The sequence below is a fragment of the Jatrophihabitans endophyticus genome, from assembly GCF_900129455.1.
Classification (GTDB): domain Bacteria; phylum Actinomycetota; class Actinomycetes; order Mycobacteriales; family Jatrophihabitantaceae; genus Jatrophihabitans; species Jatrophihabitans endophyticus.
Genome location: NZ_FQVU01000003.1, coordinates 50,245 through 71,888, shown reverse-complemented (window position 1 = coordinate 71,888; position 21,644 = coordinate 50,245). Strand labels below are relative to the sequence as shown.

Annotated in this window: 18 protein-coding genes; 2 read left to right on the top strand and 16 right to left on the bottom strand. The window is 72.1% G+C overall.

The window, feature by feature from the left end; all coding sequences use genetic code 11:
• The first annotated feature begins 29 nt into the window (after positions 1-29).
• Positions 30-3,569: a helicase-related protein gene (locus BUE29_RS10405; RefSeq protein ID WP_073389791.1), complete on the top strand. Its 3,540-nt coding sequence runs from the start codon at positions 30-32 to the stop codon at positions 3,567-3,569.
• A 10-nt stretch (positions 3,570-3,579) separates the two neighbouring features.
• Positions 3,580-4,011, top strand: a complete 432-nt coding sequence (locus tag BUE29_RS10400; protein ID WP_073389789.1) for a DUF4232 domain-containing protein — start codon at positions 3,580-3,582, stop codon at positions 4,009-4,011.
• Positions 4,012-4,018: 7 nt separating this feature from the next.
• Here the strand turns inward: BUE29_RS10400 and BUE29_RS10395 are convergent, their stop codons facing one another.
• The 16 genes from BUE29_RS10395 to BUE29_RS10325 all read right to left on the bottom strand — a co-directional run bounded on the left by BUE29_RS10395 (position 4,019) and on the right by BUE29_RS10325 (position 21,643).
• Entirely contained in the window at positions 4,019-4,738 is a 720-nt protein-coding gene (locus BUE29_RS10395) for a GAF and ANTAR domain-containing protein (protein ID WP_073389786.1), read from the bottom strand.
• Positions 4,739-5,048: 310 nt separating this feature from the next.
• Complete coding sequence (locus BUE29_RS22810; protein ID WP_200800147.1) at positions 5,049-5,204, bottom strand: hypothetical protein; 156 nt, start codon at positions 5,202-5,204, stop codon at positions 5,049-5,051.
• Between the two features lie 93 nt (positions 5,205-5,297).
• Entirely contained in the window at positions 5,298-10,844 is a 5,547-nt protein-coding gene (locus BUE29_RS10390) for a beta strand repeat-containing protein (RefSeq protein ID WP_073389783.1), read from the bottom strand.
• A gap of 48 nt (positions 10,845-10,892) precedes the next feature.
• Positions 10,893-11,423, bottom strand: coding sequence for a phage tail protein (locus BUE29_RS10385; RefSeq protein WP_073389779.1), 531 nt, complete (start codon positions 11,421-11,423; stop codon positions 10,893-10,895).
• An 8-nt stretch (positions 11,424-11,431) separates the two neighbouring features.
• Positions 11,432-11,932, bottom strand: a complete 501-nt coding sequence (locus BUE29_RS10380) for a phage tail protein (RefSeq protein ID WP_073389777.1) — start codon at positions 11,930-11,932, stop codon at positions 11,432-11,434.
• Between the two features lie 9 nt (positions 11,933-11,941).
• Positions 11,942-12,442 carry a phage tail protein gene (locus BUE29_RS10375; protein WP_073389773.1) on the bottom strand — a complete coding sequence of 167 codons (501 nt, stop codon included), beginning with the start codon at positions 12,440-12,442 and terminating at the stop codon, positions 11,942-11,944.
• Positions 12,442-12,945, bottom strand: a complete 504-nt coding sequence (locus BUE29_RS10370; protein WP_073389771.1) for a GNAT family N-acetyltransferase — start codon at positions 12,943-12,945, stop codon at positions 12,442-12,444. The genes BUE29_RS10375 and BUE29_RS10370 overlap by 1 nt, the downstream gene beginning before the upstream one ends.
• On the bottom strand, positions 12,942-13,352 hold the full coding sequence (locus tag BUE29_RS10365; protein WP_073389768.1) for a DUF6916 family protein: 411 nt from the start codon (positions 13,350-13,352) through the stop codon (positions 12,942-12,944). The genes BUE29_RS10370 and BUE29_RS10365 overlap by 4 nt, the downstream gene beginning before the upstream one ends.
• A 123-nt stretch (positions 13,353-13,475) precedes the next feature.
• Positions 13,476-14,123 carry a hypothetical protein gene (locus tag BUE29_RS10360; RefSeq protein WP_084180949.1) on the bottom strand — a complete coding sequence of 216 codons (648 nt, stop codon included), beginning with the start codon at positions 14,121-14,123 and terminating at the stop codon, positions 13,476-13,478.
• Between the two features lie 31 nt (positions 14,124-14,154).
• Positions 14,155-15,492, bottom strand: coding sequence for an Nramp family divalent metal transporter (locus BUE29_RS10355; RefSeq protein WP_234971415.1), 1,338 nt, complete (start codon positions 15,490-15,492; stop codon positions 14,155-14,157).
• A 5-nt stretch (positions 15,493-15,497) separates the two neighbouring features.
• Positions 15,498-17,189 carry a chaperonin GroEL gene (gene groL / locus BUE29_RS10350; RefSeq protein ID WP_073389765.1) on the bottom strand — a complete coding sequence of 564 codons (1,692 nt, stop codon included), beginning with the start codon at positions 17,187-17,189 and terminating at the stop codon, positions 15,498-15,500.
• A gap of 42 nt (positions 17,190-17,231) precedes the next feature.
• A complete protein-coding gene (locus BUE29_RS10345; RefSeq protein ID WP_073389762.1) occupies positions 17,232-18,260 on the bottom strand; it encodes an NAD(P)-dependent alcohol dehydrogenase in 1,029 nt (342 codons plus the stop codon).
• A 3-nt stretch (positions 18,261-18,263) separates the two neighbouring features.
• On the bottom strand, positions 18,264-18,986 hold the full coding sequence (locus tag BUE29_RS10340) for an iron-sulfur cluster assembly protein (RefSeq protein WP_073389759.1): 723 nt from the start codon (positions 18,984-18,986) through the stop codon (positions 18,264-18,266).
• Positions 18,983-20,038, bottom strand: coding sequence for an amidohydrolase family protein (locus tag BUE29_RS10335; protein ID WP_073389756.1), 1,056 nt, complete (start codon positions 20,036-20,038; stop codon positions 18,983-18,985). The genes BUE29_RS10340 and BUE29_RS10335 overlap by 4 nt, the downstream gene beginning before the upstream one ends.
• Before the next feature lie 37 nt (positions 20,039-20,075).
• Positions 20,076-20,459 (bottom strand): propane 2-monooxygenase effector subunit MimD, encoded by a 384-nt coding sequence (mimD, locus tag BUE29_RS10330; protein ID WP_234971414.1) that lies wholly within the window; start codon positions 20,457-20,459, stop codon positions 20,076-20,078.
• Positions 20,456-21,643: a ferritin family protein gene (locus BUE29_RS10325; RefSeq protein WP_073389753.1), complete on the bottom strand. Its 1,188-nt coding sequence runs from the start codon at positions 21,641-21,643 to the stop codon at positions 20,456-20,458. Before BUE29_RS10325 ends, mimD begins: the two co-directional genes overlap by 4 nt.
• Position 21,644: the final 1 nt, after the last annotated feature.

Below are 21,644 nucleotides of genomic sequence, written 5' to 3'. Positions count from 1 at the left end.
CTGTCGGTGGTGGCCGCGAGAATCGACCCATGACCGGCACGGAGCTCGCGGCGCTGACGGCGTTGCGCGACGCCGCGCTCACCCTGCTCGCCGCCGAGTCCGACACCGCCCGCGACGACGCCGACCTGGTCGGGCTGCGCAGCACGGCGGCCGAGCGCTACGCCGACTACGTCGTCCGCTTCGGCCCGCTCAACCGCGGTGAGCTGCGCGAGCGCGACGGCGGTCGACCCGATCCGCAGACCGGGGAGCCGGCGCTCGTGTGGCGCCGTCCCGGGCTGGGCGGCTTCCGGGACGACCCGCACTACCTGACCGTCATGGCGCTCGAGGTCTACGACCCCGACACCGGCGCCGCCGAACCCGCACCGATCCTGCGGCACCGCGTGCACGGCCGGGCGGCGCCGGCCAGGGTGGCGAACGTGTACGAGGCGCTGATCGCCTGCGGCGGCCCGACGGTCGACCTCGCCGAGGTGGCACGGCTCGCCGGACTGCCCGACGCCGCGAGCGCTGCGGCCGAGCTCGGCGACGAGGTCTTCCGCGATCCGGAGCTCGACGGGGCGTGGATGCTCGCCCGCGACTACCTCGCCGGCGACGTCCGCGCCCGGCGCGAGCTCGCCGCCCAGGCGGCGGACCACGACGAGCACTACCGCCGCAACGTCGCCGCGCTCGACGACGCGACGCCGGCCGACCTCGGCCCGCTCGACATCGGGGTCGCTCTCGGGGCACCGTGGATCGCCGCGGCCGACGTCGAGGCGTTCGTTCGCGAGGTGCTGGGCGGCCAGGTGAAGGTGTGGCACCTCCCCTCGGCCGCCAACTGGCGTGTCGTGCCCACCGGCCGCATCCCGGTCACCCGCTACCGGACGGCCCGGCTCGGCCCCTACGAGCTGCTCGCCGCCGGCCTCAACGGTCGGTCGCCGGTGGTCTTCGACACCGTCGAGGTCCCCGGCCGCCGGTTGCGGGTGCGCAACACCGAGGACAGCATCGCCGCGCACGAGATGCTGACCGCGCTGCAGGAGCGGTTCCGCACGTGGTTGTGGGAGGACGAGGAGCGCACGGTGCGGCTGTGCCGCGAGTACAACCGCACCGTCAACACGCACGTGCTGCGCCGTCACGACGGGTCACGGCTGACGTTTCCCGGCCTCGCCGTCGACGTCGAGCTCTGGCCGTGGCAGCGCGACGTCGTCGCGCAGGTCGTGTCGTCGCCGGCCACGCTGTGCGCGCACGCCGTCGGCGCGGGCAAGACCCGCGCCATGGTCTGCTCCGCGGTGACGGCCCGCCGCCTCGGCGCGGCCGCGAAGCCGCTGATCGCGGTGCCCGCCCACCTCGTCGAGCAGACCGCGCGCGAGGCCCGGCAGGCCTACCCCGACGGCCGCTTCCTCGTGGCCGACGACCTGCCGCGTGGCGAGGTCGCGGCCCGCTGCGCGACCGGCGAGTGGGACGCCGTCGTGGTCTCGCACGGCACCCTCTCGGCGCTACCCGTCGCCCCCGCCGCCGAGACGGCCTGGCTCGACGGCCGCATCGCCGATCTCGAGCGGCAGGTGGCAGCGGGCAAGGGCGGCCGGCACGGCCGCAGCGTCCTGCGCCGCCAGATCACCGGTCTCGTGGCGCGCCGCGAGCGCATCGAGCAGCAGCCTCGGCCGGGCATCACCTTCGACGACCTCGGCGTCGACCTGCTGATCGTCGACGAGGCGCACTACTTCAAGCGGCTGCCCATCGTCTCGCGGGCCGAGGGCGTCTCGCTCGGGTCGTCGCGGCGCGCGGCCGACCTGCTGCTCAAGGCACAGCTGCTCCGTGCGCGCCGCGGCCGACGGCCGAGCCTCGCCCTGTTCACCGGCACGCCGTGGTCCAACACCGTCGCCGAGACGTTCGTGTGGCAGACCTTCGTCCAACCCGACGTGCTGGCCGCCGCGGGCATCGAGCAGTTCGACGCGTGGGCGGCCACCTTCGTCGAGTACGAGACGGTCGTCGAGGTCTCCCCCGACTCGTCGGGCATCAGGTTGGCGCAGCGGCCGTCGCGCATCCGCAACGTCCCCGAGCTGCGGCGCATGCTGGCCTGGTCGGCCGACGTCCTGCGCCCGGAGGACCTCGGGCTCGACCGCCCGCCCCACACCGAGCGGACGGTCGTGTGCGACCCCACCCCGGGGCAGGTCGAGTACGTCGGCAGTCTCGGCGCCCGCGTCGACAAGATCCGCCGCGAGCAGGTCCGCGGCGAACCGGGCGGCGACAACATGCTCGCCGTCTGCGGCGACGGCCGCCGGGCCGCGCTCGACCCGCGCCTGGTCGGCGTCGCCGAGGACTCTGCCAAGGTGACGGCCGTCGCCGACGCCGTCGCCACGCTCCACCACGAGCACGCCGAGGCCTCCTTCGCCGGCAGCGACGTCCGCGGGGTGCTGCAGCTCGTGTTCTGTGACCAGGGCACGCCCGGCACCGACGGTCCGCAGACCTACGGCCGGCTGCGTCGCGCCCTCGCCGAGCGCGGGGTGCCCGCCGAGCGGATTCGGTGGGTGCACGAGGCCCGGACCTCGACGGAGCGGGCGGCACTGTTCGCCGCCTGCCGGGAGGGCGCGGTCTCGGTGCTGCTGGGATCCACCGACAAGCTCGGCGTCGGCACGAACGTGCAGACACGGTTGCGCGCGGTCCACCATGTCGACGCGCCGTGGCGGCCGTCGGACATCGAGCAGCGCGAGGGCCGCGCGCTGCGCCCCGGCAACCTGTGCCCCGTCGTCGAGGTCGTCCGCTACGTCACGCGGGGCACGTTCGACGCGTACATGTGGCAGACGCTGCAGCGCAAGGCCGGTTTCATCGAGCAGCTCTATCGCACCGACCCCGGCACCCCCGGCGACCGCACCATCGGCGACGTCGGCGACGTCGTCCTCACCTTCGCCGAGGTCAAGGCCCTCGCCACCGGCAACGAGCTGCTGCTCGAACAGGCCGAGGCCGCCGCCGCGGTGTCGCGGCTACGCATCCTGCGCGCGCTGGACGCGCACACCCTGACCGCCGCGCGCCGCCGGCTCGCCGGCGCGACACAGGAGCGCTATCGGCACCTGCAGCGGGAGAAGATGCTGCGCGCGGCGGCCCTGCACCTCGACGGCACCGCCGCGGACGGTACGAGTGCCGCGGTCGCGGCGCTCCGCGCCCGGCTGCGCTCACCCGACACCGACGGCGATCCCGCGCCGGTGCGCGCGCCGTGGCGGGGCCTGGGTGCGGAGCTCATCCCGGCCGGTGGCTGGCGCGCCCCGACCGGCGACGCCGTCGAGCTGCGCATCACCCTGGGCCACCGCCGCGTCGACGAGCTCTCGCTCTCGCTGCCGCTGGTCCGCCGCAGCGCCGCCGCCGCGGCGCGGGCCGTCACCACGCACCTGGACCGGTGGGCCGACACCCTCGACGAGCGCGTCACCGAGGTCGCGCGGGCAGCGGCCGAGGCCGACGACGCGGCCGCCGAGGCTCAGCACGTCCTGGACACGCACCGCTTCGAGCGCGGCGACGAGCTCGCGGCGGCCGAGACCCGGCTCGCCCGCATCACCACCGCGCTCGAGGCGGCCGTCGGTGGCCACCGCCCCAGCGCGGCCTGATGATGGGGGCATGAGCGACGAGCCGAGCCCGCCCGGCGACATCGTCGAGTGCACTCCCGACGAGGTCGACTTCAGCCTGAGCTGGCGGCACGACGGCGATGGCGCGCTGGCCGGCGAGCTGGTCGCACGCAACACCGGGCCCCGGGCCTGGCGCCTCACCGGCAAGCCGGGTCTCGTGCTCACCGACGCCGACGGCCGCGACCTCGCCGCCGACCACGTCGTCACGCTGGAGCTACGGCTGCCCGGGTACGCGGTCGTCGCGCCCGGCGGCGTCGCGCGCGCCGCCGTCTCGCTCGGACGCTGGGACGGGACGCCGCTGGGCCCGGTCGTCGGTGTCACCTGGGAGGGCGGCCGGGCGGACGTGCGCCCCGACGGCCCACCGGCGCCGACCGCCGCGTCCGGTCCCACCACGACATCGTCCTCGTGGTTCACGACCGGCTGAGCCGCGGTCAGGGACGGGCGGTGTGCGGTGCCCCGTCCGCCGACGCGACGGCGAGCGCGAGGGGGTCCTCGCCGGTCAGCTCCACCTGCTCGGCGACGTCACGCACCTTGACATGGGTGCGTTGCGACGCGACGCGGATGCGGTCGAACGCGTCCTGTTCGCCGATGCGGAACCGCTCCATGAGGATGCCGACGGCCCGGGCGACCTGGCCGCGGCTCTCCAACGCGATGCGCAGGTTGTGCTCCATGAGCACGGCGTCGAGTGCGGCGCCCAGCCCGCGCGAGACGGCGACCAGCAGGTCCTCGTCCTCGTCGTCGAACGCGGCGGGCCGCTCGGCGTAGGCGGTCAGCACGCCGACGAGACCGCGCCGACCCACGAGCGGCAGCGCGAGGACGGACGCGCCGGTGAAGACGTCACGGGCTTCGGCCCACGCCGTCCACCTCACGTCCCGGCGACGGTCGGTCGAGCGGATGACCGTGCGCGTCTTGGCACAGTCGAGCCAGGCCCCCTCACGGAGGTGGTGCTGCTCGCGATTGGTGGCAGCGGTGCGAGAACAGTCGGCGCAGGACGTGTCGGCGCGTCCCCCGCCCGCGATGTGCACGACGCCGACGGCGTCGGCCTGCGGGAACAGCGCGGCGCCGCCGCCGAGCAGCGCGCCACCGACGTGTAGCCGATCGCTGCCGACGACGCCGGCGACGGCGTGCAGCGCCGTGACCGCCCTCGACATGGTCCCGGGGGGCCCGGCTGCGGGCGAGCCAACTCCCGGCGATGCGACTGCGGTCGTCTCGAGTACGGTCATCTCAGCCCCCGGCCGGGAGTCCCGGCGTCCAGGCACACGTCACCCGAGTCGGTCACGCGTTCGCGACTGTGCTCCCAGCTTGAGCAACGTACCTCGGCTACCTACCCGCATACCGACTCGTTCGCACGCCGCAGCGCCGGTCCTGCGCGGATCGACCGCTCCGTTCGTTTCGCGTCCAGCTCGGTGGACGGGTGACACCTGCTGCTCGCGCCCGAGCAGCAGGCCCACGATCCCCTCGTCAGTACCAGTGCTTGCGACCACCGACCTCGCGACCGGCGAATCCCAGGATGGCCAGGATGGCGCCGATGACGATCGCGATGATGCCGAGCGTCCAGATGATGCTGACCTTGGCGATGAAGCCGATGATCAGCAGGATGACTCCGAGAAGGATCATGTGCGTCTCCCTTGACGAGGAAAAGCCGCCCCCGGCAGGACGGCCCGACAGGTGTCTACCTGCCGGGCCGTCCTTCCTAACTGCCGACGCCGATCAGTGGCGCGCGCGCACCTTCACGCGGTGCAGGGTCGCGCCGACCTTCACACCGAGGTTCCAGTAGGTGTGGGTGCGCATGATGCGGTCCATCGTCACGCCGAGGGTCCAGCGTCCCTTGCCTGCCTTGTGGAAGGCGCTGTCGCGCTTGAACGGCTTCTTCGGGTAGACGGCCGCGTCGTAGTAGCGCGGGCGGCTGTTCGCGTAGACGACGATCGTGTACGTCTTGCCGGGCTTGACGTCCCACGCGCCCTTCGTGAACCGGGTACCGGCGAGCACGATGCCGCTGGTGCGGTAGCTGCCGGTGACGGTGCGGGTGTTGCCCGCCTTGTCGGTGACGGTGGCGCGGTAGCGGGTGGTGACGCCCGACGTCCGCTTCGTGAGCCGGCAGGACGCGACGCCGGACAGGCCGTCCTTGCCGACGCAGCGGGCCGTGGGTGCGGCGCCGTAGTAGGTGGCGCCGTTGCGGACCCCGCTGACTCGCACCGCCGGAGCGGACCGGTCGATGTCGATACCGCGCACGGTGACGGTGGCCATGCCGCCGTCGGCCGCCGCGATCGTGCGGGTCACCGACTGCGCCGCGGCGCTGCGCGACAGCGTCACCGACTTCGGGCAGGACCCGACCAGCGGCGACCCGTTCGTGGTGCAGCGGAACGACACCGTGACCGGGGTGCGGTACCAGCCGAACCGGGTCGGCTTGGTCCGCGAGCTCACCGTGGCGGTGATCCTCGGGTCGCGACGCGCCACCGAGTCCGACGAGCCGGTGAACCGCTCGTCGCCGCCGTACTGCGCCGCGACCTGGCGGGCCTGGCCCGCGGGCACCCGGTAGTCCAGCGTGGCGACGCCGTCGGTCACCGGCGCGGAGCCGACCTTGGCCCCGGCCACCGAGAACACCACGTCACCGCTCGGGGCACCCGCGCCCGGCGCCACCGGCGCCACCGTGGCCGACAGTTGCGTGTCGGTCACCGCGAGCTTCGTGGTGGTGGCGGCCTGGTTCACGACCTGCGTGATCCCGGCGCCGGAGACCGCGTAGGTGGTCGGGTCGGCCGGCGTGAAGTCCGCCCGCACCGCGTACGACCCCGGCACCAACGCGTCACCGTGCGTGTCGGTCAGCGCGACACTGTCGGCCGCACCCGCACCGTCCACCGGCACCGGGTCGCCGAGCTTGTCGCCGGCCACCGAGAACTGCACCGTGCCCTTCGGGAACTGCGAGCCCGCCGCGACCACCGCGTGCAGCCGCACCGGCTGCCCGTAGACGCTGGAGGCCTGCGAGGACGACACCGTCGTGGTGGTGGCGATGGCCGCGATGTCGAAGTCGTCGGACACCGTCGGCGCCGCCGCATATGTGCCGTTCCCGCCCTGCGTGTAGTCGATGCGGCAGTGACCCACGTGCTGCAGCAGCACCCGGCCACCGTCGGAGATCGCGCACGCCTGGCCCGTCGTGCCGTAGCCCGACGTCGCGCCGTCCACCGTGAAGGCGACAGGAAGGCCGGAGTCGGCGGTGGCCGCCAACGCGTAGCTGCCGCCCACCACAGGGCTGTCCGGGACCGTCGAGGTCACCGTGATCGCCTGCGCCTTCTTCGCGACGACGAGCGTGAACGACTGCACGTCGTCCGCGCCGACGCCGTTGGCGGCGGTCAGGGTCACCGGGTAGGTGCCCTGCGTGTCGGCGTCGGGCGTGCCCGCGAGCGTGCCGGTGCCGTCGCCGTTGTCGACGAACGTCACGCCGGCCGGCAGCGCACCGGTCTCGGTGAGCGCCGCCGTCGGGTAGCCGACGGTGGTCACGGTCTGGCTGCCGGCCGCGCCGATGATGAACGTCGCCGTGGCGGGCGAGGTGATCACCGGCGGGTCGTTCACGATCAGCGTGAGCGTCTGCGTGTCCGCCGGCGCCACGCCGTTGTCGGCGGTGACCGTCACCGGGAAGCGACCGCCGCCGTGCGGGCCGGTGTTGCCGGCGATCCCGGCGGTGCCGTCGCCGTTGTCGACGAAGGCGAACCCTCGCGGCAGGGCCCCGTCGATCGAGATGGTCGTGCGGGCCGGGGTGCCGGCCGCGGTCGTGATGGTGAAGAAGCTGTCCTGGTCGGCCCGGAAGGTCGCGGTGTCCGGGCTGGTGATGGTCGGCGGGCCTGCGACGGTGAGCGTGAACGACTGCGTCGCGTCCGGCTGCACACCGTTGCTCGCCGTGATGGTGACGCCGAAGACGCCGCTCTCGGTGGGCGTGCCGGCGATCGTCGCGGTGCCGTCGCCGTTGTCGCTGAAGGAGAGGCCGCGCGGCAGCGCGCCCGTTTCGCTCAGTGTCACGGTCGACGGCTGGCCGCCCGCGGTCGTGACCGTGAACGTGCTCGCGGTGCCCTTGGTGAAGTCGGCGTGGTCGGCCGAGGTGATGCGCGCCGACTCGTTCACCGTCAGCGTGAAGGTCTGCGTCGCGTCGGTCGAGTGGCCGTTGCCCGCGGTGACGACCATCGTGTAGACGCCGCCGGTGCCCGCCCTCGGGGTGCCGTCGAGCGTCGCGGTGCCGTCACCGTTGTCGGTGAAGGTCAGCCCGCCGGGCAGGGTGCCGGTCTCGGTCAGCGCCGGCGGTGCCGGGTACCCGTTGTCGGCGGTGACCGTGAACGACCCGGCCGTGCCGACCGCGAAGATGGCGTGGTCCGGGCTCGTGATGGCCGGGGACTCGTTCACCGTCAGCGTGAAGGACTGCGTCGTCGCCGGCGCGGTGCCGGCGTTGTCGGCCGTGATCGTCACGGGGTACGTGCCGCCGGTGCCGGGGGCCGGGTTGCCCGCCAGCGTGGCGGTGCCGTTTCCGTTGTCGACGAAGGTGACGCCGCTGGGCAGCGCGCCGGTCCGCGTCACCCGCGTCGCGGTGGGGTAGCCCGCGGTCGTGGTGACCGCGAACGAACCGGCGCTGCCGACGGTGAAGGTGGCGTGGTCGGTGCTCGTGATGACCGGCGACTCGTCGACGAAGAGCGTGAAGTTCTGCGACGCCGACGGGCTGAACCCGTTGGCCGCCTTGAGAGTGAAGGTGTACGCACCGCCCGACCCGGCCGGCGGGGTGCCGGTCAGCGTGCCCGTGCCGTCACCGTTGTCGGTCAACGTCAGCCAGGACGGGAAGCCGCTGCCCGTGCGCGACAGCGTCGCGTTCGGCACGCCGCTGGTGGTGACGGTGAACGACCCGGCCCTGCCGGCGCCGAAGCGGGTGTAGTCGGCGCTCGTGAAGGCCGGTGCGGTGCCCACGTTCAACGTGGCCGCGGTGGTCGTGGCCGTGCCGGCCGCGTTGGTGAACACGGCCCGGTAGAGGTAGCCGTTCTCGGCTGCGGTGGCGGTGTGCGTGTAGGTGGTGGCGGTGGCACCGGCGAGGTTGGCGAAGCTCGTCCCGCCGTCGGTCGAACGCTGCCACTGCACCGACGGCGTCGGCACACCCGACGCGGCGGCGCTGAAGCTGACCGACGTGCCCGGCTGCACCGTCTGGTCCGCCGGGTTGCTCGTGACGGCCGGGGCCTGGTTCACCTGGACGGTCAACGCCTGCGTGCCGTTGGGCGACACCCCGTTGGTCGCGGTCAGCGTCACCGGGTACGTGTTGCCCGTGCCCGTCGGCGTGCCCGCGATGGTCGCGGTGCCGTCGCCGTTGTCGGTGAAGGTCAGCCCGCTCGGCAGCGTGCCCGACTCCGTGATCGTCGAGACCGTCGGCACACCCGACGTGGTCACCGTGAAGCTGCCCGCGGTGCCGATCTTGAAGGTGGCCGTCGCCGGACTGGTGAACGCCGGGGGCTGCCCCACCGACAGCGTGAGGGTCTGCGTCGCGTTCGGGCTGATCCCGTTGTTCGCGGTCAGGTTCAGCGGGTACGTGCCGCCCGACCCGGTCGGCGTGCCCGCGATGGTCGCGGTGCCGTCGCCGTTGTCGGTGAAGGTCAGTCCACTCGGCAGCGAGCCGGTCTCGGTGATCGCCGGGCTCGGGTAACCCGTGGTGGTGACGGTGAAGCTGCCGGCCTGGCCGATCGCGAACGTCGTGCTGTTGGCGCTGGTGATGGCCGGCGCCTGGTCGACCTCCACCGGCACGTTCACGATGGCGTTGTCGAAGGCCAACGTCGTCGCGACGTTGCCCGCCGTCGTGTTCGAGTGGAAGTCGATGCTCGCGCTGCCCGAGCCGAAGGGCTTGGTGTGCGAACCGGCCGACGTCGTCACCGTCGCGTCGCCCGGCGGGTCGGAGAACGTCACCGGCAGGGTCTCGAAGACGTCCAGGTTGGACGTGACGACGTTCGTGCCCGCCGAGTCCGAGACGAACGACGCCGTGATCGTCGACGTCGCGTTCGGGCCGGTGACCTTGGCCGGGCTCGCCGAGCCGCTCAGCACCAGCCGCGGCGCCGCGGTGACGGTGCCGCCACTCGTGGTGTCGCACCCGGTGGTGTTGGGGCCGGTGTTGCAGCCCCACCAGTTGTCGGTGGCGTTGACGCTGCCGCTGGCGTACAGACCGCTGCCGGCGCTGGCGATGTTGCCGACCACCCGGTTGTAGTGCATCGTCAGCGTGCCGCCGGTGGCTGCGATGGCGCCACCGGAGGGGGTGCCGGTGCCGCCCGAGACGGAGTTGCCGGTGAACGTGCTCTCGGTGACGGTCAGGTTGCCGCTCTGCTGCCAGATGCCCGCCCCGACCGGGCTGGTGGTGCCGCTGTTGGACGTGACCGAGTTGTTGATGAATCGCGAGTTCGCGATGGAGAAGTTGCTGCCGCTCGTGCCGAACATCTCCAGTGCGCCGCCGACCTTCGTGCCGGCGGAGGTGTCGGCGTTGGTGCCGGAGTTGCCGGTGAACGTGGTGCCGGTGACGGTGAGCCCCTCGGGCGAGGCGTCGCCGTTCGCGCCGTAGGCGACACCCGAGCCGTAGCTGCTGCCGGCCGAGTTGTTGCGGATCACCGAGTTCGTGATGGTCAGCTGGCCGCCGAAGAACTGCACGGCTCCGCCGGGCCGATTGGTCACCGTCGGCGACGCGGCGTTGGCGTGGTTGTCGGTGAGCACCACGCCGGTGAGCGTGAGCGCGTCGGCCGAGGAGTTGAGGTTGGAACCGCCGATGATGCCGGCGCCGCCGTAGGTCTCGTCGGCACCGTTGCGGATGGTGAGCCCGCTGATGTTGGTGGTGACCCCGCCGGTCAGGTTGAAGTCAAGGTCGAGCACCCGGCTGTTCCCGCCGGCGTCGATGATGGTGGACGCGGACCCTGCCCCGACGATCGATGCGTTCTGGCCGGCGGCGCTGCCGAGCTGCAGCTCCCCGTTGCTGAGGTTGTACGTGCCGGCCGGCACGTCGATGGTGACCGAACCCCCGATGTTGTTGGCGAGGCAGGTGGCCTCGCGCAGGCTCAGCGGCGACGGCGCCGTGGTCACGCTGCTGTTGCCGCACGCGCCGGCGTTGGCGGCGATGTCGGCCGTCGTCGTGACGTTGAGCGTCGCGCCGGCGGCCGCCGCCGGCGTCGCGGTCAGCACCGCCGCCGTGGTCAGCGCGAGCGCGCCGACGGCGATGCCGGCGGTGGTCCGACGGCGGGAGGGCAGGGCGATTCGGAACATGGGGGTCCTCGGGACGGGAGGTGGGAGGAGCGCGGGCGACGGTCGAGGTCAGGGACGGGGCGGGAAGATGCCCTGCAGGGCGATGATGAAGGTGACGCAGAGATAGGGCGGCATGTTGTTGTGCGGCTGACCGCTACCCGCCACCTGCGTGCTGAGCGGGTTCATCGCGGTGTTCGGCGTCGCGGTCGAGTAGAGCTTGGCGCCCTGCCGGCCGTTCAGGCTCTGCGCCCAGGTGGCGCCGGCGGGCGAGGAGGTGTTCCCCTGGGCCGCCACACCCATGGCGGTGTGCGTGTGCGCGGGCATCTCCGAGCTGAGCAGGGTGACGCTCTGCTCGCCGCCGGACTCGCCGAGCACGCGCTGGCTGAGGTTCGACCCCTGGCCCTGCTGCATCGGCGAGCTGCCGGTCAGGTTGGGCAGGGCGAACGTCGTTCTGCCGTCGCCGCCGTAGATGTTGCCCAGCAACGAGTACAGCGCCGTGTTCTGCGAGATGGGCATGAGCTGGCCGTTGCACAGCGCCCATCCGGTCGGGGGGTAGTTGCCGGCGAACATGCGTATCTCGGCGAGGAAGGGATCGGTCATATCGGTTCCTAGGATCGACTCGGGTAGACGCCCTGGAGGCTGATGATGAAGTTGAGGACCAGGTAGGGCGGCCGGTTCTCGTGCGGCTGGTTGCTGCCGTAGTCGCTCACCGCACCGGGCGCCATGAGCGCGTTCGGCGCCGGGGCGTAGCCGGCCTCGGCCGCGGTGGCCCACACCGAGCCGGCGGGCGACGCCCCCGGAGTGCTCGCCGTCGACTGCGCCATCGCCGGATGGACGTGCGCCGGCATCTCGTTGTTCGTCAGCACGTGCCCCGCCTCACCGCCGGCGTTGCCGACGACGAACCCCCTGCCCTGGTGGACCGGGATGCGCCCCTGCAGGTTGGGCAGCCGGAACGTGGTGACGCCGTCACCGCCGTACTGGATGCCGAGCACGGCGAACAGCGCCTGGTTCTGGTTGATGGGCAACGTCTGGCCGTTGCACAGGGCCCAGCCCGAGGGTGCGAAGTTGAACGAGACCGTCTTGATCTCGCCGATGTAGGGATCGCTCACGGGGGCTCCTCAGGACGGCGACGGGTAGATGCCGAACACGCTGATGATGAAGTTGACGGCCAGGTAGGGCGACATGTTGTCGTGCGGCTGGCTGCCCCCGGCCGGGATCAGGGCCGCACCCGACATGGCCGTCGCGGGCGTACCCGTCGAGTACCACGGCGTGGGCGACGCGGCCCAGACCGCGCCGGACGGGCTCGTCGTCGTCCCGGCGGCGCTCGATGCCGACGCGCGGTGCGTGTGCTGCGGGAGCTGCGCCCCGGAAAGCGTCACCGTCTCCTGCCCGCCCATGGCCGCGAGCGGGTAGCCCGAACCCTGATGCAGCGGGATCCGACTCTGCAGGTTCGGCAGCGCGAAGTTGTTCTGCCCGTCGCCGCCGTAGGTCGTCCCGATCAGGGCGAAGAGCGTGTCGTAGTCGTCGATGGACACGAGCTGGCCCTGACAGAACAGCCAGCCCTGGGGCGCGAAGTTGCCGGAGAACATCCGGATCTCGCCGACGTACGGGTTGGACATCAGACACTCCCCTGTCGTGGTCGGCGCATGGCCAGGTGACCGGCGTCCGCATCGGTTGCGTACTCGAAGCCGAGACGCTCGTAGAGCCGGCGCGCGCCGGCGTTGTCGGACCAGACGTGCAGCCGCACCTCGCGACCGGTGGCGTCGGCCTCGGCCGCGACGCCGGCCAGGGCGGCCGAGCCGAGCCCGTGGCCACGGCGGGCCGGCGCCAGCACGATGTCCAGCACGTACAGGGCGTCGTCGTCACGGTCGGTGACCAGGACCCCGCAGTCGGTCCGGTCCCCCGCCTCGTCGACGCCCACGAGGACCTCGCGACGGGCGGCCGGGTGGTCGGCCTCCTGCTGGCCGCGCTGGGCGCGGCGCTGCAGGTCGACGAGCTCGTCACGGATGGGGGCGGGCAGCACCGCCAGCTCGGGCCGGCCGGCGAGGAACAGCTCGCGCAGCAGGTCGTCGTCGGCGGCACGGACGGCCCGGCGCGCGACGACCGGAGCGACGGCGGTCATCGCTGCGCGCGATTCACGACCGCCTGCAGCAGTCCGTCGGTGCCCAGGGCGTGCAGCAGCAGGGTGTGGTTGCGGACGCCGCGGCGGTGCAGGGAGTAGATGCCCTCGCGCACCCGTCCGCCCACGGGTTCGAACACGAGGGTGAAGCTCAGGTTCGGATCGGCCGACGTGCCGAGCGAGTCCTCGATGCGCCGCAGCGTCACCCGGCGCGTCGCAGTACCGGTGACGGCGCTGAACTGATGCCCCACGTGCCGCGCGTAGTCCGCACGGGTCGGACCGCCGTCAGCCGCCGGTGACGCGCCGGCCGGTGCCGCGCCGGCCCGGGTGGGCTCCAGCGTGCTGGCCAGCGCCAGCGCGAGCGAGCTGACACCGGTGCCGAGCACCAGGCGCCGCGAGACGTCGGTCATGGGATCCCTTGCGACAGTTAAGACGTTGTTAGGCCAGCCGGGAGCCTAAACTAACGAAAACCTGACATGGAAGGGATTGCCGCACACGAGGGCCGAACTCGGGACCTTGGACCCGATAGCGCGTCAGCGGACCTCCACCCGGTCGAGCGCCTCGAGGTCCGCCCGCGAGGCGCCGCGCATGGCCGCGAGGATGCGGGCCTGCAGCGGGTCGATGCGCTGGTCCAGGACGGCCACCAGCGGGTAGGCGATCGCCCCCGCCCGGCGCACCGCCGCGACGTCCAGGCGTGGCGCGCGCACCGAGGTCACCGCCACCGCGTTCACCGCGCCGTCGGGGTCGAGCGCGACCCCGGCGGTGTAGGTCTCCCGTGGATCGGCCGCGGGATCGGCATGCCGGTCGCGCAGGTGCAGCAGCAGCCGGTGGGTCCGGCGCACCTGTTCCGGGTCGCCGCGCCCCTCTGCCGCGGTCACGACGTCGTCCTCGGTCAACGGGGCGCCGGTCCGGCCGGTCGCGAACAGCCGGCCGTAGGCCAGCACCGCGAACGTCCACAGCGCCTCCACGTCGACGCCGTCGGGCTCGCTGCCGTCGGGCTCGCTGCCGTCGGGCTCGCTGCCGTCGGGCTCGCTGCCGTCGGGTGCCAGCCGGGCGACCAGCTCCTCGCAGCAGCGCAGCACCGTCTGGGCGTCGTCGTACGCGGCCACGAGGCGGGCCAGCCGCGCACCGTCCTCGCTCGCCAGTCGCCGGATCGATCGGGGCAGGTCCTGCGTGGTCATGATCGACTCCTTCGCGGATGGGGGACGACGCTCAGCCGAGCGCGGTCCGATAGAGCACGTAGCCGTTGAGCACGATCACGACGGTGGCGACGGCGACCATGACGGCGGTGGTGCCGGCGCGATTGGCGAACGTGCCCATGACGTCACGCCGCGCGGCCAGCACCGTCAGGGGCACGAGCGCGAACGGGATGCCGAAGGAGAGCAGGACCTGCGACACCACCAGCGTCGTCGTCATCGGCAGCCCGAGCGCGAGGACGCCGAGTGCCGGCAGCATCGTCACGGCGCGGCGCGCGAACAGCGGCACCCGCCGGCGCAGGAAACCCTGCATGACGACCTGCCCGGCGTAGGTGCCGACGCTCGCGGAGGACAGCCCCGACGCAAGCAGGGCGGCGGCGAAGGCCAGGGCCGCCCCTCCCCCGGCCAGGTGGGCCAGTCCGGAGTGCGCCGCCTCGATCGAGTCACCGCTGCCGGGGTTCGTGCGGTGGAAGACCGAGGCCGCGACCACGATCATCGTGACGTTCACGAGGCCGGCCACGCCGAGCGCGAGCACCACGTCGACGCGCTGGAAGCGCAGCAGCTGCCGGCGCTCGGCGTCGTCGCGGCACCCCACCCGTCGCTTCGTCAGCGACGAGTGCAGGTAGACCACGTGCGGCATCACGGTCGCCCCGACGATCCCGGCCGCGAGCGCGACGCTGCCGGTGCCCGCGAAACCGGGCACGAGGCCACCGGCGAGATCGGGCGCGCTCGCGCCGACGGCCACCAGGTCGTAGGCGAAACCGAGCGAGACGATGCCGAGCAGGCCCGCGACCACGAGCTCGAAGCGGCGGTGGCCGCGCTGGTCGAGGGCGAGGATCACGAAGGCCACGACCGCGGTGAGCAGGCCCGCGGGCAGCAGCGGCACGCCGAAGATCAGGTATAGCCCGACGGCCGCCCCGACGAACTCGGCCACGTCCGTCGCCATCGCCACGACCTCGGCCTGCAGCCAGAGGCCGACCGACACGCCGCGCGGGAAGCTGTCACGGCAGAGCTCGGGCAGGTCGCGGCCGGTCGCCACGCCCACCTTCGCGGACTGGTACTGGACGAGCATCGCGACGAGATTCGCCGCGACGACGACCCACACCAGCGTGTAGCCGTAGTGGGCACCGGCCGAGAAGTTGGTCGCGAAGTTGCCCGGATCGATGTAGGCGACGGCGGCCACGAACGCCGGCCCGACGAACCCCAGCATGCCCCGCAACCGGCCCCGGGCACGTAGCGACGCGAACGTGCCGACGTCGCCGGTCGTCGCGGGCCCCGGGCCGCGGCCGGACGCGATGCCGTCCTGCCCGGGCGCAGGCACGTCGTCGCGCCGGGGCGCGGCCGGGGCGAACACGGGTCTCAGCCGATCGAGGGCCCGAGCCCGAGCGACTGCGGCGTGCTGGCGTCCGGCGAGGGCTGGTGCAGCCCCTCGTCGAGCTGGCCGTACTCGGTCATCAGCGCTCGGCTGCCGCCCCACGGCGTCTGCTCCTCGGCGATCAGCGTGTTCGTCGTCAGCAGCAGCCCGGCGACCGACGCGCCGTTCTGCAGCGCCGACCGGCACACCCGCAGCGGGTCGATGATCCCCAGCTCGACCATGTTCCCGAACTCGCCGCGCAACGCGTCGAACCCGTCGTCGACGCCCATCCCGCTCACCCGCTCCACGACCTCGTGGCCGCCGTACCCGGCGTTCGCGGCGATCAGGTAGGCCGGCTCGGTCAACGCGCGCCGCACGATCTCGACACCGATCGCGTAGTCCTTCTCGACGCCGAGCTCGTCGAGCACGGGGGCCGCGTGCACGAGCGCCGCGCCGCCACCGGCGACGATGCCCTCGGCCATCGCGGCGCGGGTGGCCGACAGCGCGTCCTCGACCCGGTGTTGCAGCTCGGTCAGCTCGGCGTTCGTCGGGGCACCGACCCGGATGACCGCGACCTTGCCCGACAGCGCCCCGATCCGCTCGCTGAGGACGTCCTCGTCGATGCCGAAGGTCGCCCGCTCCAGCTCGGCGCGCAGCTGACCGAGCCGGAACTCCACGTCCCCGGGCCGGCCGGCTCCGTCGATGATCGCGGTGCGGTCCGCGGTCACGCGGACCTGCCGGGCACGACCCAGGTGCTCGCGACGGATCGTGTCGAGCCCGACGCTCGAGGTCTTGCTGATCACCGTGCCACCCGTGATGGTCGCGATGTCCTCGAGCTTGCGCAGTCGCCGGTCGCCGAACCCCGGCGCCCTGGTCGCGACGCACCGGAAGATGCCGTTGACGTGGTTGTGCACGAGCATCGACAGCGCCGGGCCCTCGACGTTCTCGGCGATCAGCAGCAGGGGGCGGGGTTCCCGCATGACGTTCTCGAGGATCGGCATGAGCTGCTGCACCTGCGTGATCTTCTCGCTGCACAGCAGGATGTACGGGTCGTCGAGGATCGCTTCGAGGCTCGCCGGTTCGGTGACGAGGTAGGGCGACACGTAGCCGTTGTCGTATTCGAAACCCTCGACGAAGTCGACACTCATGCCGTGCGTCGCCGACTCCTCGACGGTGACGATGCCGGTGTCGCCGACGGTGTGCAGCGCGGTGGCGAGGACGTCGCCGACCGCGTCGTCGTCGTTGGCCGAGACGGCCGCGACCCTGGCGTAGTCGGCGTGGCTGGCGACCGGGTGCGCGACCTCGTGCAGCCGCTCGACGAGCCGCGCCACGGCAAGGTCGACCCCTCGCTTGACGAGGACGGGGTTGGCGCCGGAGTTGATGGCGAGCATGCCCTCGCGGATGATCGCCTGGGCGATCACCGTCGCGGTCGTCGTCCCGTCGCCGACGATGTCGTTGGTCTTGATCGCGGCTTCCTTGACCAGCTGCGCACCCATGTTCTCGAACTGGTCGGGCAGGTGGATCTCCCGCGCGATCGTCACCCCGTCGTTCGTCACGACCGGCGAGCCGGTGATCTTCTCGAGGATGACGTTGCGGCCCTTCGGGCCGAGCGTCGACTTCACGGCGTCGGCGAGCTGGTCGACGCCGGAGAGCAGCAGCGTGCGGGCGTCGCTGCCGAAACGCAGGTCCTTGGCCATGGTTCCTCCTCGGATTCGGGTCGAGCGGGTCGTCGGTGCGGGTCAGGGAACGAGAATCGCCCGGCCGCGGACCTCGCCCGCGTCGAGGTCGTGCAGCGCCTCCTGGGCGGCGTCGAGCGGGTAGGTCTTCGTGTGCAGCGTGACCTTGCCGGCCTGTGCGAGCACCATCAGCTCGGCGAGCTCGTTGTACGTGCCGACGATGTTGCCGACGACGTTGCGCTCGGTGCTGATGACGTCAAGGGTCGGGACGTGCAGCTCGCCGCCGTACCCGATCACGTAGTACGAGCCACCGGGACGCGTCATCGCCCAGCCGTCGCTCTCGGCGCCCTCCTCGGCGACGAAGTCGAACACCACGTCGGCGCCCGCGCCGTCGGTGAGCTCGGTGACGGTGTCGACGTGCCTGCCGTCGGCGACGACGGTCTGGTTCGCCCCCAGCGCCTCGGCCAGCTTCAGCGCGTCGGGGTTGCGGTCGACGACCACGATGTTCGTGGCGGTCAGCGCCGCCAGGCACTGCACGCCGATGTGGCCGAGCCCGCCGGCGCCGATCACGACTGCGGTGGTGCCGGGGTGGAGCAGCGGGACGGCCTTGCGGACGGCGTGGTACGCGGTGATGCCGGCGTCGGCGAGGGCGGCGACGTCCTTGGGCTGCGTCGACGGGTCGAGCTTGATACACGCACGGGCGGAGGTCAGCAGGTACTCGGCCATGCCGCCGTCGGTGCCGTCGAGGCCGGGGAAGGTGCTCGCGACGCAGTGCATGTCCTGCCCGGCGCGGCAGGCGCGGCACAGCCCGCACGTCGGCGTCGGATGCAGGATCACGGTGTCGCCGACGGCCACATTGGTGACGGCCGAGCCGACCTCGTGCACCCAGCCCGCGTTCTCGTGGCCGATCGTGTACGGCAGGGTCGGGCTCATCGCCTCGTCCCACTGCCCGAGGATGATGTGCAGGTCGGTGCGGCAGACCCCGGCGCCGCCGACCCTGACGACGACGTCCATCGGCCCCGTCACCGCGGGCTCGGCCACCTCGTCGATCGTGGGTTGCTGGTGGTAGGCGTGCAGACGGACGGCCTTCATCGCTCACTCCTCCTGGTCGGTGTGGGGCGCCGGGTCGGGCAGGCCGTAGCGGGCGGCGAGCATGCCCCGGCACACGCCGCCGTTGGCCTCGATGTTCACGCGGGTCAGTCGGGCCCGGCCGAGATGCAGGCGCAGGTCGTCACGGGCGACGCGGTCCCCCGTGACCGCGTCGACGAGCAGCGGCGCGGCGTCGTCCGCCGGTAGCCCCACCTCGCGCCGCCGTGCCCGCAACCGTTCGAGGTCCGCCGACGGCGCGACGTCGCCGAGGGTGAGGTCGGCCAGCTCGGCCGGCGTCGTTCCGCGCACCAGCAGGGGACGGCACACCCGGTCCGTCCCCGCGAGCACGGCCTTGCGGACGAAGTCGGCCCGCAGCGAGTCGAGCTCGTCGACGGCCTCGTCCCCGAACGTCGCGACGAAGCCGGCGCGCGCGGCGACGCCGGCGTTGATCTCGGCCGAGGCGAAGTGGTCGTCGAGGACGACCGTGGTGCGCCGGACGCCGGGCACGGCCGCCACCGCGTCGTGGGCGTCGGCCACCATCAGGTAGGCGAAGTTCGGCGCGCAGAAGTACGTCGGCAGCCGCAGGTGGACCTCGGCCGCGCCGTCACCCGTGACCTCGCACGACGCCACGAACCCGAGCGAGGTCACCGGCTCGTCGAGTTCCGGGTCGCGTACGGCGTCCAGCGCCTCGCGGACGTCGTACGCGACCCGGTCGCCGACCGCGGTCACGCCGACGACGACGCGTTCGTCACGAGCTCCGCGTCGTCGCGGGCCCCCGGCGTCGAGTCCGCGATCCGGCACTCGGCCGGGACCTCGATGTCGTACAGCTTCGCCGCGTTGAGCCCGAGGATCTTCTTCTTGGTGTCGACGTTGACCCGCGGGTAGTCGGAGAACTCGTCACTCGGGTAGTCCCAGTCGACGAACCCCTCGACCTGCCACTTCGGCTCCCAGATGCCGTAGTCGCTGCCGAAGGTCATCTTGTCCTCGCCGACCCAGAACAGCAGCTCCCCCATCACCTTGGCGAAGAACTTCGGTCGGGCGTGCATCAGCCCGCCGATGACGACCGACAGCCCCGCGTAGACGTTGGGCTCCTGCGTCGCCATGAAGCAGAAGTCCTCGATGCGCGGTAGGCCGACGTGCTCGACGATGAAGTTGAGCTCGGGGAAGTCGGTGGCGGCGTGGTCGACGTCGGAGACGTCGAACGCGTCCTTGTCCAGCGGCCAGATCGTCGGTCCCTTGTGGACGTGGACGTTCTTGATGCCCAGCTCCTGCGCCTTCTCCAGGTAGCGGTACGCCTCCGGGTCCTTCAGCGTCCAGCCTCGTGAATCACCCTTCCACTCGGCGGTGTAGAGCTTGAGACCCCGGGCCCCCCAGCGCTTGACGTTCTCCTCGAGCTCCGTGAGCCCGGCGTCGCCGTCCCGCGGGTCGAAGCGGGTGTTGACGATGAACCTGTCCGGGTGCTTCTCGGCCAGGGCGCCGTTCTTCTCCGTGGTGTTGAAGCCCTCCGCGTACCACTCCTTGAGGTAGGTCGGCTGGAACACCGCGACGTCGACGTGCCCCTTGTCGAACACGTCGCTCATCAGGTCGTCCTCGGAGTAACCCTCGAAGTGCTCGATCGACCAGTGCGTCTCCGGCGGCCCGAGGGACTGGTACGCGTGGAAGCACTCGATCCAGCCCTTGGCGTACTGCTCGTGGCCCTCGACCCAGTTCTCCGGCGTGGCGTCCCAGAAGTGCATGTGACTGTCCACGACGAAGTACTTCTCGCCATCCTTCTCGTACATCGTGGCTGCTCCTATCTCGCGCCGGGACGCGGGGCGATCAACGGGACTTGAGGTCGAAGCCGAGGTACTCCGCGGCCTCCTCCGGATTCGAGAACATGATCGTGCGGTCGTCCTCGTGCACCATCCGGCCGTAGTGGGTCGACATGTTGTTCTCGAACTCGGCGGCACTGAAGAAGCCCTGCTCCTCGCCGAGCGCGTCGTCCATGTCGTCGTAGACGACGTCGAACCGGCCGACCCCGTCGACGCGGATCATCGACGGCAGCGGGGTGACGGTCACGTTGCCCAGCTGCGCGAGCACCCTGGCCATCACCGCGCCCACCTGGTTGTTCATCAACGTGAAGCCGCACATGTTCGAGAAGGTCTTGTCGGACTTGTACGGGCTCTCGGCGGTCGTGAAGCGCGGCTCGCTCGCGGTGGTCACTGGGTCAGCTCCTTCGGGGTCGACAGCGAGAGGTCGGCGAGGATGCCCGCGAACCGGCTCTTGGCCCGGTCGAGCGCGTCCTCGAAGCGGGGCGGCTTGGCGTCGGGCTGCGACCAGATCGGCTGCAGCGTCCGGGCGGCGGCGAGGCAGCGAGCCGTCCACGTCGCAAGCCAGCCGTCGATGATCCCGATGTTGTGCGCGGCGAACTCCCGGTCGTCGGTCAACAGCTCGAACATCGCCCGCGTGTAGCGCAGGTCCCGCTCGGCGTAGTCCCATTCGCCGGCCCCCACGACGGTGGGCGTGACGAAGTCGCCGTTCTTGGGAGCCGCCTGCTGCACCAGGTTGCTGCGGAACAGCTCGCCGATCAGCGGCTCGAACACCACGTTCGTGGCGAACACCGCCTCGGCCCAGTCGTCGACGCAGGTGAGCTGCTCGCACGTCTCGCGCACGCCCTGCCAGGCGGCGTCCTCGTTCCAGGTCGCGACGTGCGCGGTGCCGTCGAAGGACTCGATCTCCTCCGAGAGGGTGAGGTTGTACAGCGCGAGGTCCTGCGCGAAGCGGATCCGGTGCATGCTGTTCACCGAGATCGCGTTGTTGTGCATGTTGGTCGGCGCCCGCCGGTTGGCGTTGGCGAAGACGTAGAGGCCCAGCCCGTGCTCGACGTGCATCCACGCACCGACGTTGCGCTCCACGAACGTCACCCAGTTCGGGTTCCACTGCTCGAACGCCTTGGTCTGCTTGGCCGTCTCCACGTTCTGGTTGATCTGGCGGACGACGTTGGAGTTGTAGCGGTAGAAGGTGAGCTCCCACTCCTCGTTGGGGTCGCGGAACTCGTGCCAACCGTGCGCCGGCCAGTCGTACCCCTTCCCACCGGACCCCGGGTAGCGCTCGGGCTCGGGACGGTCGCTGCCCCACGCCTTGAGGGCGGTCCAGTCCAGTGGGTAGCCACCACGGCCGTCGGCGAACCCGTACAGCCAGCCCTGGGACAGGTAGTGGCGCGGATCCGGCTGCACCTCGACGGTGACGTCCTCGTAGTGCGACTGCCGGCGCTTCTGCGGGGTGAAGTAGTTGTAGCTGCGCGCGGTGGAGTCCGGGAACTCCTTGGCGCCGGCCTCCGCGTCGGTGAAGACGGGCTTCGGCGCACTGCGCTCCGCTGGCGCGCGCCGTTCCTCGGTCTGGGTCATG

Excerpts from the sequence above, each read along its gene's own strand:
- BUE29_RS10345 (WP_073389762.1), bottom strand. The coding sequence starts at position 18,260 with ATGAAGGCCGTCCGTCTGCACGCCTACCACCAGCAACCCACGATCGAC.
- BUE29_RS10370 (WP_073389771.1), bottom strand. The coding sequence starts at position 12,945 with ATGACCGCCGTCGCTCCGGTCGTCGCGCGCCGGGCCGTCCGTGCCGCC.
- BUE29_RS22810 (WP_200800147.1), bottom strand. The coding sequence starts at position 5,204 with ATGATCCTTCTCGGAGTCATCCTGCTGATCATCGGCTTCATCGCCAAG.
- groL (WP_073389765.1), bottom strand. The coding sequence starts at position 17,189 with ATGGCCAAGGACCTGCGTTTCGGCAGCGACGCCCGCACGCTGCTGCTC.
- BUE29_RS10325 (WP_073389753.1), bottom strand. The coding sequence starts at position 21,643 with ATGACCCAGACCGAGGAACGGCGCGCGCCAGCGGAGCGCAGTGCGCCG.
- BUE29_RS10390 (WP_073389783.1), bottom strand. The coding sequence starts at position 10,844 with ATGTTCCGAATCGCCCTGCCCTCCCGCCGTCGGACCACCGCCGGCATC.
- BUE29_RS10360 (WP_084180949.1), bottom strand. The coding sequence starts at position 14,123 with ATGACCACGCAGGACCTGCCCCGATCGATCCGGCGACTGGCGAGCGAG.
- BUE29_RS10400 (WP_073389789.1), top strand. The coding sequence starts at position 3,580 with ATGAGCGACGAGCCGAGCCCGCCCGGCGACATCGTCGAGTGCACTCCC.
- BUE29_RS10405 (WP_073389791.1), top strand. The coding sequence starts at position 30 with ATGACCGGCACGGAGCTCGCGGCGCTGACGGCGTTGCGCGACGCCGCG.
- BUE29_RS10395 (WP_073389786.1), bottom strand. The coding sequence starts at position 4,738 with ATGTCGAGGGCGGTCACGGCGCTGCACGCCGTCGCCGGCGTCGTCGGC.
- BUE29_RS10375 (WP_073389773.1), bottom strand. The coding sequence starts at position 12,442 with ATGTCCAACCCGTACGTCGGCGAGATCCGGATGTTCTCCGGCAACTTC.
- BUE29_RS10385 (WP_073389779.1), bottom strand. The coding sequence starts at position 11,423 with ATGACCGATCCCTTCCTCGCCGAGATACGCATGTTCGCCGGCAACTAC.
- BUE29_RS10365 (WP_073389768.1), bottom strand. The coding sequence starts at position 13,352 with ATGACCGACGTCTCGCGGCGCCTGGTGCTCGGCACCGGTGTCAGCTCG.
- BUE29_RS10335 (WP_073389756.1), bottom strand. The coding sequence starts at position 20,038 with ATGTACGAGAAGGATGGCGAGAAGTACTTCGTCGTGGACAGTCACATG.